This is a genomic window from Pedobacter sp. MR22-3, from assembly GCF_026240075.1.
Taxonomy (GTDB): Bacteria; Bacteroidota; Bacteroidia; order Sphingobacteriales; family Sphingobacteriaceae; genus Pedobacter.
Genome location: NZ_JAPIVF010000003.1, coordinates 82,362 through 96,402 on the forward strand (window position 1 = coordinate 82,362; position 14,041 = coordinate 96,402).

Here is a 14,041-nt window from a genome sequence, read left to right on the forward strand (position 1 = left end):
CATTTCGATAATCTTAGGGCTAAAAGTTTATTTTTGTAAGATGGAAAATGTGGTAGAATTGCAGGAATCAGAAGAGCAGGAATTATATGAACACTTAAAAATTATTGTTGATAAGGGTCAATCTCTGTTGCGCATCGATAAGTTTTTAATGGTTCGTGTGGAAAATGCTTCCAGAAACCGCATTCAGAATGCCATTGATGCCGGGAATGTTTTGGTGAACCAGAAGCAGATCAAACCAAGTTATAAGGTTAAGCCTTATGATGAAATTTCGATTGTTCTGCCACATCCGCCACGTGATACCGAAGTTTATCCGGAAGATATTCCATTGGATATCATTTATGAAGACAGCGATTTATTGGTGGTTAATAAGCCAGCCGGAATGGTGGTACACCCCGGTTTCAATAATTATACCGGAACACTGGTCAATGCATTGGCTTTCCATTTTGAGCAATTGCCACAATTGCCTGGAAATGATGGCAGACCAGGTTTGGTGCACAGGATTGATAAAGATACCTCAGGTTTACTGTTGATCAGTAAGAATGAAAAATCAATTACACACCTGGCCAGACAGTTTTTTGACCACAGCATCACCCGTAAATATATTGCTTTGGCCTGGGGCGATATTGAAAACGATGGCACCGTAACCGGCTATATTGGCAGAAGTGTGAAAGACAGAAGGGTGATGGATATTTATGAGGAGGAAGAAAAAGGAAAATGGTCGGTTACGCACTACAAAGTTTTAAAACGCCTGGGATATGTGACTTTAATCAGTTGTGAACTGGAAACCGGCCGTACGCACCAGATTCGTGCGCACATGCAACACATTGGGCATCCGCTCTTTAACGATGCCATGTATGGTGGCGATAAGATTTTAAAAGGAACCACGTTTAATAAGTACAAACAATTTGTAGATAATTGTTTTGAATTGTTGCCCAGGCAGGCGTTACATGCACAAAGTCTGGGTTTTATTCATCCAACAACAAAAGAATACATGCACTTCGAATCGGCATTACCTGCAGATTTTAAAGCAGCTTTAACGAAATGGGAAAATTACATCACCACATCATAAAATATGTCTCAAGCGTACCTTCTATTTAATGATGAATTTCATGCGGATGATTTTCCTGTTTTAACGACTTCTAATCGTGGGTTTAAATTTGGCGACGGGCTTTTTGAAAGCATGCGGATGATTAATCATAAGCTTCAGTTTGCGGATTTGCATGCCGATAGGCTTACTGCAGGTATGAAAGCACTGAAGATTGATGGTCATGTTTTAATGGATGATTATTTTCTTCGGCAGAAAACTGCAGACCTGGTGAAGAAGAATAAGTGGAATGGCAATGTTCGATTCCGGCTTTCTGTTTACCGGCAGGGTGCAGGGGTGTACACGCCTGAAAGTAGCAAGTCTGGCTATGTTTTAGAAGGTATTCCGCTAAAGGCTACTGATTATGAATTAAATGCAAAAGGTTTAATTATTGATGTTTATGATGAAATGACCAAATCCATCAATAAGCTAGCTAATTTCAAAACCTCAAATGCCCTGCTATATGTAATGGCTGGTCTTTTTAAGACACAGAACCGGTTAGATGAAGCCATGATATTAAATCAGAATGGCTTTTTGTGTGAAAGCATCAGCTCAAACATTTTCATTGTATATGATAAGCAAATTTATACGCCTGCATTAACTGAAGGTTGTATTAGTGGTGTAATGCGCAGCACGGTGATGCAGATTTGTAAAATGAACGATATTCCCCTGGTTGAAGCGCAGATTAGTCCTGAAATTTTAAAAGAAGCCGAAGAAGTTTTTATTACCAATGCTACGCAGGGTATTCAATGGATTATGGGTTATGGCCGAAAAAGGTATTTTAATGAGTTTTCTAAATTTTTGAATGAGAAGTTGAATGCATTATAAATGCAAGTTAATTTTTATTAAAACTGCTGCTACGGGAGGTTTCAAAATTTGATAGTCATGCTATCATCGTTTTATATCATTGTAAAATTTCTACAACCGCATCCCCCTTAAAAAATCCTCAATCAGCATCCTTTTTTTACCTTCAAACTGAATATCCAGTAATTTGATAAATCCATCCTTCGTGGCAAATTTTAGATAAGTTTTGCCGTCTGTTAAAAAGCCACCAGCAGCAATACCTGGTTCTTTCTCTTCAGGCTCCGCTTTAAAAATTTTTAATGTTTTATCATTTAACAGGGTGAAAGCAGTTGGATAAGGACTCAATCCTCTGATGAGATTATGAATCATGGCTGAAGACTTATTCCAGTCTATTTTACAATCCTCTTTGAATATTTTTGGCGCATGTTTTAATTCATCGCTTTGTGGCTGTGGTTGCTCGGTAAAATCTCCGTTTGAAATGGCGGTAACTGTTTTGACCAGCAAATTGGCACCAATTACCATTAATTTATCATGTAGTTCACCAGCGGTTTCATCGTCACCAATAGGGGTACGGTCACTTAAAATGATATCACCAGTGTCAATTTCATGTGTTAAAAAGAAGGTCGTTACACCACTTTCCTTTTCGCCATTGATGATGGCGTGATTAATCGGGGCTGCGCCTCTGTATTGTGGCAGCAAAGATCCGTGGAGGTTAATGGTTCCTTTTGGCGGCATGTTCCACACCACTTCCGGAAGCATTCTGAAGGCAACCACCACTTGTAAGTCGGCTTTAAAAGCTTTTAACTCAGCCAAAAAATCAGGATTTTTAAGTTTGTCGGGTTGGAGTACCGGAATTGATTTTGCTACAGCATATTTTTTTACGGCACTTTCGTTAATTTTCTGCCCACGCCCGGCAGGTTTATCAGGTGCCGTTACCACTGCAACAATGTCGAATTTGGCCTGAACCAGGGCATCAAGGGAAGCAACTGCAAAATCGGGCGTACCCATAAAAACTATTTTCATACGTGTGTGTTGTGTTCTAAAATAACGTGATCAGTCACCTTAAGTTTTACAAAATAACTAAAAATTAATTCATCCTGATAAGTAAAAATGGTACAAGGTGAAGATGTGGTTAAAGCAAGCGGATTGGTTTATGTAACCGATGCCATGCCTGGTATTTACCGAAAAGGCAAACCCGGTAAATTTTACTACGAAGATAAAAAAGGAAATAAAATTACGGAAGAAAGGCACCTCGACCGCATTAAAGCGCTGGTTATTCCGCCGGCATGGCAAAATGTATGGATTGCCAATAAACCCAATGCCTACCTGCAGGTGACCGGAATTGATGCCGCAGGTCGAAAGCAATACCGGTATCATGCCAAGTGGACGAGCCGTCGATCGGAAGATAAGTATTTCAGGCTTTTTGAATTTGGAAAAGTATTGCCCGAAGCCCGAAAACAGATTGCCAAAGACCTTAAACGTAAGGAACTGGACGAGCGTAAAGTACTTGCCATATCAGTAGATGTTCTTCAGAAATCTTTGATCAGGGTAGGTAATGAAAATTATAAGCAGCTATACGGCTCCTTTGGTTTAAGTACCCTGAGGGATAAGCATGTTAAAATAGAAGGCAGCAAAATTAATATTGATTTTATTGGCAAGAAAGGGGTAAGGCAAACGGTTGTATTGAACGACAGCAGCCTGGCCAAACTGGTTAAAAAATGCCGCGATATTCCCGGTCAGGATCTTTTTCAATATTATACCGATGGTAAGGAACACCGCGGTATTGATTCGGGTAAAATCAATAATTACATTAAAGAAATCACGCAGAACGATTTCACCGCGAAAGATTTCAGAACCTGGGGGGGTACATTAGAAGCCTTACGCCAGTTTGCGAAATGTTCAGTGGATGTTGATGTAGCATTGAATACCAAGAAAACAGTGATAAATGTTTTGGATTGTGTAGCCAAAAAACTGGGCAATACCCGGGCCGTTTGTAAAAGTTCATATGTATATCCGTTGCTGATCACGGCTTATGAAAATAATGAACTGGTGAAGTATATGAAAAAAATGAATAACCATAAAACTGTTGGTAAATTGGGATTGGAACACGATGAAAAGGTATTGCTTTCCTTTCTGAAATCGACAGGAAGCAAGTAAATTTTTATATTTGTTTTTCCATATGCAAGAAAAACCTACAGATCATTCAGATCTCTTTAACATTTTAATAGAAGAATCAAAAACGCCGATTGCCCTTTATGAAGGGGATCATCTGATTATTAGTGTTGCCAATAAGGCGATTTTAAAGGCCTGGGGCAAGGATGATTCGGTTAAAGGAATGGAACTCGCCAAGGCACTTCCTGAACTTGCCAACCAGCCTTTCCTGCAGCTTCTCAGAGAGGTGATCCGGACCGGAATAGCCTATGAGGCGAAGGAAGACATGGTGCAATTGATGGTGGATGGCGATCTCAGAACATTTTACTTCGATTTTATTTATAAGCCACTCTTTGATCAAAACGGAAAGGTATGGGCCATACTGAACAATGCCACCGATGTGACTGAACTGGTGAAAGCCAGGTTAAAATATCAGGAAAAGGAAGCCTTGTTTCGGCAGATGATTTATGACGCACCCATTGCCATTGGCGTTTTACGCGGACAAGATTTCATTATTGAAGATGCCAATGTTGATTTATTAAAAATCTGGGGTAAAACGGAAAAGGTTATTGGTAAGAAGCTGCTGGATGGTTTACCTGAAATTGCCGATCAGCAATTCCCCCAAATATTGGCACAGGTATACCAAAGCGGGAAGCCATATTACGGCTATGAAACCCTGGCGCGTGTGGAACGTGACGGAGTGTTGGGTAATTATTATTTCAACTTTGTTTATGATCCCATTTTTGATCAGGATAAAAAAGTATCAGGTATTATGATTGTAGCCAGTGATGTTACCGCACAGGTAAATTCACAGCTTAATTTAAAGGAAAGCGAAGCACGTTTCAGAACGCTGGTGCAGGATAATCCTATGCCTACTGCCTTCTATGAAACCGAAGATATTGTCATTAAAATAGCCAATAACGAAATGCTTAAGTTATGGGATAAAGATAAAAGCATTATTGGAAAACCTATGATTGAAGGTATTCCGGAGTTGGCTGGTCAGCCTTTTATCCCCATTTTAAAAGAAGTGTTCCGCTCAGGTATTCCTTATCACGCAGATCAGCAGGAGGCAGTGTTGGTTATGGATGGTGTTCCCACAAAAAGTTGGTTTAATTTTACATATAAACCGCTTCGGAATGCTACAGGGAAAGTTTATGGCATTCTGCATGCCGCAATAGATGTAACCAGACAGGTTCAGCTGCAGCAGCAAAAGGATGAGTTTCTGGGAATTGCAAGTCATGAGCTGAAAACGCCGGTAACCAGTGTTAAGGCTTATACTCAGGTACTGGAACGCATGATCCGTTTGGAAGGGGATGAAAAGAAAGCCAATATGGTGCATAAAATGGATCAGCAATTAAACCGTTTAACCGGATTGATTGGTGATTTATTAGATGTAACTAAAATCCAGGCGGGTAAAATGGTCTTAAACCTTTCAATATTTGATTTCGATAACCTGGTGAAGGATATTGTGGAAGAAATGCAGCATACCACTTTAAAACACCAGCTAAATGCTACACTAAACAGTTTCGTGAAGGTAGAAACAGACCGCGAAAGGATTGGGCAGGTGATCACTAACTTTTTATCCAATGCCATCAAATATGCTGATGATGCGGACAATGTCGAAATTAAAAGTGAGGTGATCGGAAATGAAGTGATTTTAAGTGTGAAAGACTATGGAATCGGTATTTCAGAAGATTTGCAACAGTATGTTTTCGACCAGTTTTACCGTGTCAGCGGCCATCAGCAACATACGTATCCGGGCCTAGGTTTAGGGCTGTACATCTCTGCGGAAATTATAAAAAATACAGGTGGAAGAATCTGGCTGGAAAGCGAAGCTGGTACAGGTTCAACCTTTTATTTCGCTTTAAAAATTAAGGCATAGTGCAAAAAGGGGATTTTAATACCATCAAAATCCCCTGATCATTAATCCGCTTTAGGTGCTTTCTTTATCGGATGAACAGGTTGCTCTTCAGTTTCTCTTTGTGCTGCCGGATCATCTGTTTTAACAGGCTTATTCGGTGTACTGTCATTAGGTTTACGAACGGTTTGATGATCTACCGGCTTTCGTCCTTTAGGTACTTCCTCTTTATAGTTACTTCCTGGTTTGTCGCTCGTTTCTTTTGGTCCGCTCATAATTTTAATGATTGAATTTTGAATGATAATGTTTAAAATCGCTTATTAAAGTAACAAAGCCCAATCCGTATTGTTTAGTTCGGTATGTCAGAATGCGAATTGTTTCTCAAATTTCATCATTCCATTACAGGCTCATTGACCATTCACTCATTCAGCTATTCAAATTTCACTCATTACTTATAAAGCAGATATTTCAGGCGCATTTTTTTATAATTACTTAATCCTGGTTCCCAGCTGGCTCTGATTTCTTTTTCGCCCTGACCTTCCATCACCTGTTTTCTGAAATCAGCAACGCCAACCAGCCGCTCGATAACTCCCATCTCTTTACTTAATTTTGTATTGAAAAAATCTTCTTTTTTAGGTGAGGCATTGTACAGTGCAATGAGCCATGAAATATTAATCTGTTTAGATTTTCTTAATTCAGCAGGATCATAATTCCTCAGGTCAAGTCCGTAACAAAGCTGATTTTGAAAGAGCGGCGTTTCAGACATTCCTTTGATACTTTTAGGGGTAAAGCTGAATTTGAATTTACCTTTTAAGTAAGGCGCACCGATGATGGTGAAAGGAAACATTGTCCCGCGACCATGATTTAAATAGGTGCCCTCAAATAAACAGGTAGATGGATAAAGCAATATAGCTTGTTGTGTATTTAAATTTGGAGAAGGCTTCACTGGTAAAGTATATTCCATATCATGATTGTAATGAAGGTTTTTAATTACCACGATATGACATTTAACCTTGTTTTTTAACCAGCCCTCGCCGTTCAGCATTTGTGCATATTCGCCAACCGTTAAGCCATGTGCAATGGGAATAGGTTGTACGCCGATGCCTGACTTGAATTGAGGGTCTAAAATCGGTCCGTCTATCAGATATCCGTTTGGATTTGGGCGATCCAATATCAGCAGTGTTTTCCCATTGGCTGCGCAGGCTTCCATTACATTTTGTAAGGTGTTAATATAGGTATAGAAACGTACACCCACATCCTGAATGTCAAATATCATGATGTCTACATCAGCCAGATCTTCAGTAGTTGGTGTACTATGTTTACCATAAAGCGATACAGCTTTTATTCCTGTTTTGGCATCAACTGCATCATCTACTTTAACACCTGCACTCGCATCACCCCTAAAACCATGCTCAGGACCAAAAATTTTCTGAATCTTCACACCCAGTTTCAGCAAACTATCCACAACAGTTTGTTTGCCGATAATAGATGTTGGGTTAACCACCATGCCCACACGTTTTCCTTTCAGCAAAGGCAAATATTTTTCTGTTTGCTCGGCTCCTGTTTTAATCCCCACAGTATCAGGTAAATTCATGCGCCTGATGGTGGATTTTTGATCTCCTTTCCCTGTGCCTGAATCTTCTTCTGTTGATTTGGGTTGACCACAGGCGGATAGTGCAAGTAAACTGGTAAAAGCAAGAAATAGATATCTTTTCATGTTGTTATATTTTTTGACCTTTCGGAATACTTTATAGGCATTTATACTAATGTATTTAATACAAGGTTAAATGATGCTTAATAGAGATAAAGGTAATTCATTAAAACAATCCCTCATCCATATTGATTTACTTATCATTATAAGGGCATAATATTCCAAATATATGCCATTTTTAAAAAGGATTTAAGCATTTTTGCTGTTAAAAATTATCAGAATTGAATTTCGAATATTTCATAGCCAGCCGTATAGCCATTAAATCGGAGCGAACTTTTTCAAAGTTAATTGTGCGCATTGCCATTGCAGGGGTGATGCTAAGCCTTGCTGTAATGATTCTGTCTATCGCGATCATTAAAGGATTTAAAACTGAAATTCAGGATAAAGTCAGGGGCTATCTGGGTGATATTCAGATTACGCGTTATGATTTAAATAATTCTTTTGAACATTCGCCTTTTATACTGGATGCTGAAACAAAAAAACAGCTGAAAAATAATCCGGATATTGATTTTTATTATCCCTTCGCAACCAAACCGGCCATTCTTTCTGCCAATGACGAAATTGAAGGGATCAATTTTAAGGGGGTAGATAAAACGTATCACTGGAACTATATTAAACAGCATATCATTAGCGGTACCATCATCGATTTTTCTGACAGTACGGCTGCAATGCAGGAATTGCTGATCTCCAATTATACGGCTAACCGGTTAAAACTTAAAACCGGTGATGACTTTATCATGTACTTTGTGCAGAACCAGTTGAGGCCAAGAAAGTTTAAAATTGTAGGTATTTATGATATAGGCGTTGAAGATATAGATAAGGGTTTTGTACTGGGAAATCTGAATATTATTAAGCGGTTAAACAATTGGAAACCAGAAGAAATTGGCGGTGTCGAAATCAGAATTAAGGATTTTAACAAACTAAAGCCGGTTGCTGATCAAATTTTTGAAGATTTACCCCAAAACCTCAGGTCATTTTCCATTAAAGAAAATTTCCCGAATATATTTACCTGGCTGGGTTTGCTGGATGTAAATACCAGGGTGCTGCTGATTTTAATGTTGATTGTCGGGGTAATTAATATGGTAACAGCCTTATTAATTATGATTCTGGAACGGACCAATATGATTGGCATGCTCAAATCGTTTGGTGCCAGCAACTGGTCTATAATGAAAATATTTTTGTTTAATTCGGCTTACTTAATCGGAATCGGCTTGTTACTGGGGAATATTTTAGGGCTTGGCCTGGGCTTTTTTCAGCAATCCACCCATCTGTTCAAGCTTAACCAGGCATCTTATTTTCTGGCCTATGCCCCGATAGAATTTCATTTTATTGATGTGGTAGCATTAAATGTTGTAACTGTAGTGGTGTGTTTGGCGGTATTGATCATTCCATCATTCTTAATCAGTAAAGTTTCCCCTTTAAAAGCCATCAGGTTTAAATAGCGAAATTAAATAAGGTGCTTAAAAAACTAATGCGGCAATCAGATCGCCGCATTAAGTGATCATTAATCATGTGCCGTTTAAGCTTATTTCCATCCAGAGACAAGACTTTCGGCATTAACTAACCCATTCCAAACTGGAACAGCACTAAGAATTAAGCTTTTCTATAAGATATAATAAGACCCGACTGATGCCAGTTCGGTCTGCGGTTTATCTTCATATATTTTATCATCATCAAGCATTTGTGAAAGATCGCGCTCAATATTTCTACAGATGGTGGTGGTGGGGGTATCTGTAGGTTTATTTTCAAAGGGATCCTGCAAATGAACAGCCATTTTTTCAACCAATAAAAAGAATGCGGCAATGGCCACTACCAGGGGTACTTCCATATATCCGAAATACTCAATCAGCCCGAATGGCAGGAGCACAATAAATAAATGAATAGACATGTTGATGTACTTGCTGTAAGTAACCGGAAAAACGGTGTTTTTGATCCGCTCTGAGCCACCCATGTGATTGCATAAAGCCGTAATGGATTTATCAATTTCGATTTGCTGGTATTTGTTAATCCAGCCTTCGCTGAGGGCTTTTTTTAAATCCATTCCGTGTAACTCCAGCAATGATGTGGTTACGTTTCTTCTTTTTTTAATAAAAGCAAGTTCTTCGGCGCACAGGTATTCTTCCAGTCCTTTACGGGCATTAAAGCCTCTTAGTGCCTGACTTAGGGCATAGCACCAGGCAATTTGCCTTTTAATAAAGCGTTCTTTGAATTCTTCCACCTCGTTCATTCCATATGGATTTTCAACAAAAGACAAAATTTGCCGGGAGATTGATCTTGAATCGTTTACAATTGCCCCCCAGAGTGTTCGGGCTTCCCACCAACGGTCATAAGCCTGGTTTGACCTGAAAGCCAGTAGTAGCGATATGATCGTTCCTAAAAGCGCGGGCACGGCAACCGGTATTGAAATTCTGGTGACATGGAAATTCTGATAAAGCACAACAATACCTACCGAATAACTGATCACAAAAAGTAATTCCGATTTAATCTTTCCAAAAATGTAGGTGAGCGGGATGTTATTTCGTAGCAGCATAAATAAATGTCTTTAAGAGTAAGTGGTTAGGCATTAGATCCTTGTAAACGGGTTTCAGGAATGCGGGTTTCGATCAGGTTTTCCTGAACATGAAGTTTCATCATATTTAGATACATCACTTCACAGCCCGATCTTTCCGTTAAATATTTCGGATTGATGCTATATTTATTGATGGCCTGGAAATTATAATTTTTTGGATAGGCGATGTAGTCTACCTCAAAAGCTTCTATAAAATTCTTAAAGGCAAATACTGTGCTGCCATAAAAATATTCAATGCCGATATTATGGATCTGATTGGCATATTGCCTTTTATAAGTCTCCAGTTTCTGATAGAATTCATCGCTTACATTTTCATAATCGCGGCTGCGGCGACTTAGCATCAACATATCTGTAATTGAATCTGATAACTTAAAAGCATGCAGAAAGATAATATTCAGGCTTTCATTGGGCTGGGCTTCTACAAGGGCATCAATAATTTTTGTGCTTTCTAGGTTGAAGTCGGTGGGTACCAATACTGTTTTCATTGCTAACTTGTTTAAGTGAATTAATCAATTGATACAAGTTTAGGCCAATGACATTACAGCCAGTTAAGAATGAGATTAGAATACGATTAGAGTTGTGTATAAAGGAAGGATAATAAGCAAATATAATCAATATAGGATTATACACCAATTAACGGCAGCATGATTTTAATTTCGGTTCCAATGCCTTCCTGTGATTTAATGGCAATACTTCCCCTGTGCAGCCGGATAATATTCAGTGAAAGTGGTAAACCAACACCGTAACCCTTATAATCATTGGTGTTGGAAGCCCTGTAAAAAGGCTCAAAAATATGTTGAATATCCGTTTGTGGTATGCCTATTCCATGATCAGTTACGGCAATAGATAGTATTTTGCCAGTACTTTCAATGCCGATAAGCACTACATTTTCATTTGAATATTTACAGGCATTACTTACCACATTGGATATGGCCAGTTTAATTAAATTCTTATTTACCTTCAAGGTCAGCAATGATTCCTCTTCCGGCAGTTTACTGAAATCAATTTGGATGCTGCTATTGGGGTATACCTGGTTAACTGAACCTTTAATTTCCCACAGCAATTCGTCCATCCTTACTTCTTCCCAGGGTTGATTTTTACCGTTAAAACCAGATTGTGCCAGGCCAAGTAAACTGGTTAAAATATGCTCCAGCCGTTCCGCCTCATCTTTTATTCTGGATAATGCCTTCTGCTGGTATTCCTGATGCTGATCATGTTTCATGGCCAATTCCACTTCGGCACTGATTACGGTTAGCGGCGTACGCAGCTCATGCGATGCATTACTGATAAAGTTATTTTGGGTTTCAAAGGCCGTTTCCAGGCGGTTTAGCATGTTATTGAAAGTTTGTGCCAGTTGCGACATTTCATCGCTTCCTTTTTTAACATCCAGGCGCATGTGCAAATTCTCTGCTTTTATTTTTTTTACACTTTTGATGATGTTTCTCAGTGGGGTAAGCATATAATCAGAAAATTTCCAGCCCACCACAAAAGAGAGAATAATGGAAAGGAAAAAACCTATAATAAGGATTTTTTGTAAATCTTCCAGTTCCCTGAAACCAAACGGGTCGTTTGCAGAAATGATTACAATGTAGCCCCCCTTAGACGTTTTAAAATATTTGCCGGCATAAAAATGATTTTCGATGCGATAGCGGGCCATCATACCTGTATTAATCTTTTTATAAAAAGTTTTGGGCAACTCCCGGTCTATTGGTGAAGTGGCTTTTTTGGGATCGATGATAAACTCCTGCTCTGATGGCAGGCGCTCCAGGTATTGATTGCGCATTTTGGCATAAACAGCGTTATTATCGTCTTCATACAATTTAATTTGTGCCGCAATGTTCACCCTGGCTTCTAAACGTTTGTAAAAATCTTCAAACGCAAATTCATTTGAAAAATACCAGACAAAACCACTTAACAATGAAATAATTACGGCCGATAAAATGGCGAAAAGTAAAGTGATTTTCTGGGCAATTTTCATGATTTTTCTTTTAAAACATAGCCTAATCCAACAGCGGTATGAATGAGTTTCTGACTGGCGTTTTTATCTATTTTTTTACGCAGGTAATTCACATAGACATCCACCACATTGGTGCCGAGGTTGAAATCAATATCCCAAACATTTTCCAGGATATCGATCCTTGACAGGATTTTGCCTTTATTTTTTGCCATGTATTCCAGCAAGCGGTATTCTGTTGCCGTGAGTACAATATCAGTCTGATTCCGGTTAACGGTTTTTGCACTGAGGTTAATTTTCAAATCAGCAATGCTGATGATCTGATCGAGATTAACAGTGCCTTGATAACGCCTTAAAAGCATTCTGATTCTGGCAAAAAGTTCCGCAAATTTAAAAGGTTTAATCAGGTAATCATCTGCACCGTTATCCAATCCATTCACCACATTTTCGGTAGTACCTAAAGCCGTAAGCATAATGACCGGGATACCGGGTTTCTGTTCTTTAATCATTTTACAGAGCTCAAGACCATTAATGCCGGGGAGCATGATGTCCAGAATAATTAAATCGAAATGATTTTCGATGGCCATTTGTTTGCCAATCAGTCCGTCGGGAGCAATACTCACCGTAAAACCTTCATCGGTTAAACCTCTTGAAATGACCGAAACCACATTGGGTTCATCTTCTACAAGTAATAAATTCATCTAAGTACAAGTAATTAAAAAACGGGGAATTAACAAAATTTAATTTTTTGTAATCTCCCCAAGATAATCGTTTTTCCTGAAAGATGAGTATGGTTTTCAGTCGTGCAACAGGCACAAAGTGGGCGTATGGTATAGATGTCCGATAAAGCAATCTTACCAGACCAGTAAAAGCATTAGCTGTGCTTCATGCCCTGAAATAGTGATTGATTTTTAAATAATGTTAAGGTCTGTTTTGGGCGAATTGATTTTAAAATGCATTAGATCTGCAATTGATTGTGCTTTTTGTTTAATGGTTTCAGCATTTTCACCGGCAAATAATTCATCAACCGTTTGAATAAAAATCGCTTTCCAGATGCTAAATTCTGCTTCCTGTAGTGGTGTCTTTTGGTTTAATGAAAAATGTGTAAGCATCGGGTTTCCTTTATAAATGGCTTTTCCGAAAAGAATACTTTCCCAGAAATCATACATTTTAGGTAAGTGGTGCACCCAGTTTACCTGTGCGATCTCAGTAAAAATCGGACCGATCTCTTGATTTTCTTGTACATGGTTGTAAAAGCGATCAACCAAAAGGATGATATCCGTTCTGTTTTCAATGTCATTCATCATGCAATTTTTATGGTAACAAAGATCATATAAAATGATTTGTAAAAAATGACCGGGATCATTATGCCAGCACTATCGGTAAAGCCTCATCAAAAGTTTACTGTAATGAATAACGGCATTGTATTGCATTAAAATATCGCCTCCGATAATGGCTGCGACAGGAGGATGGCCAAATTGCTGGTATGTTGCACTAACCGATTGCAGGTCAAAGGCAACCGTTTCGTAATTTTTTATTTTTAGTGTGCCAATTTTAACTTCCGGAATAGTGGCTTGTATGGTAGTGGTGGTGGTAAATAATGTTGCGGCATTTATTTCTTCCGATACATGGAGGGTTTCGGAAAGGTGTTTTTCTATAATGGCTTTATCAAATACACTTCTGGATGCACCGGTATCCAATACTGCGAAATGCGTTTCCTTAAAAACAACAATTTCTACCAGGAGGTGGAAGCCGTCATCTTGCAGATTGATGAGTTTAAGTGGGATAGGTATTGATTTCATGCATGGTTTTTAACGCCTAAAATTTCAGCTTTTATAAGTCACTTTAGCCAATCCTTAGTTCATTGGCTTTAATTTTGCCACCTGAGACATTTAATATTATTTAGGCAA

14 protein-coding genes are annotated in these 14,041 nt (G+C 38.8%); 5 read left to right on the forward strand and 9 right to left on the reverse strand.

All coding sequences use genetic code 11. The features are described from left to right. Positions 1-40: 40 nt before the first annotated feature. Together OQ267_RS07295 and OQ267_RS07300 are read left to right on the forward strand one after the other, a co-directional pair. On the forward strand, positions 41-1,069 hold the full coding sequence (locus OQ267_RS07295) for an RluA family pseudouridine synthase (protein WP_088300943.1): 1,029 nt from the start codon (positions 41-43) through the stop codon (positions 1,067-1,069). Positions 1,070-1,072: 3 nt separating this feature from the next. Next, the gene (locus OQ267_RS07300; protein WP_088300942.1) at positions 1,073-1,912 is read left to right on the forward strand and encodes an aminotransferase class IV; all 840 of its coding nucleotides are present in this window, start codon (positions 1,073-1,075) and stop codon (positions 1,910-1,912) included. Between the two features lie 90 nt (positions 1,913-2,002). On the opposite strand, the gene fmt is transcribed toward OQ267_RS07300, so the two are convergent. Beyond that, a complete protein-coding gene (fmt, locus tag OQ267_RS07305; protein ID WP_265835401.1) occupies positions 2,003-2,911 on the reverse strand; it encodes a methionyl-tRNA formyltransferase in 909 nt (302 codons plus the stop codon). An 87-nt stretch (positions 2,912-2,998) separates the two neighbouring features. On the opposite strand from fmt, the gene OQ267_RS07310 reads away from it, so the two are divergent. After that, on the forward strand, positions 2,999-4,045 hold the full coding sequence (locus OQ267_RS07310) for a DNA topoisomerase IB (RefSeq protein ID WP_265816998.1): 1,047 nt from the start codon (positions 2,999-3,001) through the stop codon (positions 4,043-4,045). 22 nt (positions 4,046-4,067) lie between these two features. Next, on the forward strand, positions 4,068-5,921 hold the full coding sequence (locus OQ267_RS07315) for an ATP-binding protein (RefSeq protein WP_265835402.1): 1,854 nt from the start codon (positions 4,068-4,070) through the stop codon (positions 5,919-5,921). 41 nt (positions 5,922-5,962) lie between these two features. Here OQ267_RS07315 and OQ267_RS07320 read toward each other — a convergent pair whose 3' ends face one another. Further along, positions 5,963-6,172 (reverse strand): hypothetical protein, encoded by a 210-nt coding sequence (locus OQ267_RS07320; protein WP_088300934.1) that lies wholly within the window; start codon positions 6,170-6,172, stop codon positions 5,963-5,965. Positions 6,173-6,345: 173 nt separating this feature from the next. Further along, on the reverse strand, positions 6,346-7,614 hold the full coding sequence (locus OQ267_RS07325) for a DUF1343 domain-containing protein (protein ID WP_265835403.1): 1,269 nt from the start codon (positions 7,612-7,614) through the stop codon (positions 6,346-6,348). Positions 7,615-7,829: 215 nt separating this feature from the next. Between OQ267_RS07325 and OQ267_RS07330 the strand changes: the two genes are divergently transcribed. After that, positions 7,830-9,050 (forward strand): ABC transporter permease, encoded by a 1,221-nt coding sequence (locus OQ267_RS07330; RefSeq protein WP_265817003.1) that lies wholly within the window; start codon positions 7,830-7,832, stop codon positions 9,048-9,050. 161 nt (positions 9,051-9,211) lie between these two features. On the opposite strand, the gene OQ267_RS07335 is transcribed toward OQ267_RS07330, so the two are convergent. The 6 genes from OQ267_RS07335 to OQ267_RS07360 all read right to left on the reverse strand — a co-directional run bounded on the left by OQ267_RS07335 (position 9,212) and on the right by OQ267_RS07360 (position 13,933). Continuing rightward, positions 9,212-10,138, reverse strand: coding sequence for a bestrophin family protein (locus tag OQ267_RS07335; RefSeq protein WP_088300931.1), 927 nt, complete (start codon positions 10,136-10,138; stop codon positions 9,212-9,214). A 26-nt stretch (positions 10,139-10,164) separates the two neighbouring features. Next, complete coding sequence (locus tag OQ267_RS07340) at positions 10,165-10,662, reverse strand: hypothetical protein (RefSeq protein ID WP_265835404.1); 498 nt, start codon at positions 10,660-10,662, stop codon at positions 10,165-10,167. A 137-nt stretch (positions 10,663-10,799) separates the two neighbouring features. After that, the gene (locus tag OQ267_RS07345) at positions 10,800-12,155 is read right to left on the reverse strand and encodes a sensor histidine kinase (protein WP_265835405.1); all 1,356 of its coding nucleotides are present in this window, start codon (positions 12,153-12,155) and stop codon (positions 10,800-10,802) included. Next, positions 12,152-12,832, reverse strand: coding sequence for a response regulator transcription factor (locus tag OQ267_RS07350; RefSeq protein ID WP_088300928.1), 681 nt, complete (start codon positions 12,830-12,832; stop codon positions 12,152-12,154). Before OQ267_RS07350 ends, OQ267_RS07345 begins: the two co-directional genes overlap by 4 nt. Before the next feature lie 210 nt (positions 12,833-13,042). Continuing rightward, positions 13,043-13,438, reverse strand: coding sequence for a group III truncated hemoglobin (locus OQ267_RS07355; protein WP_265817007.1), 396 nt, complete (start codon positions 13,436-13,438; stop codon positions 13,043-13,045). 69 nt (positions 13,439-13,507) lie between these two features. Beyond that, a complete protein-coding gene (locus OQ267_RS07360) occupies positions 13,508-13,933 on the reverse strand; it encodes an aspartyl protease family protein (protein ID WP_265835406.1) in 426 nt (141 codons plus the stop codon). Positions 13,934-14,041: the final 108 nt, after the last annotated feature.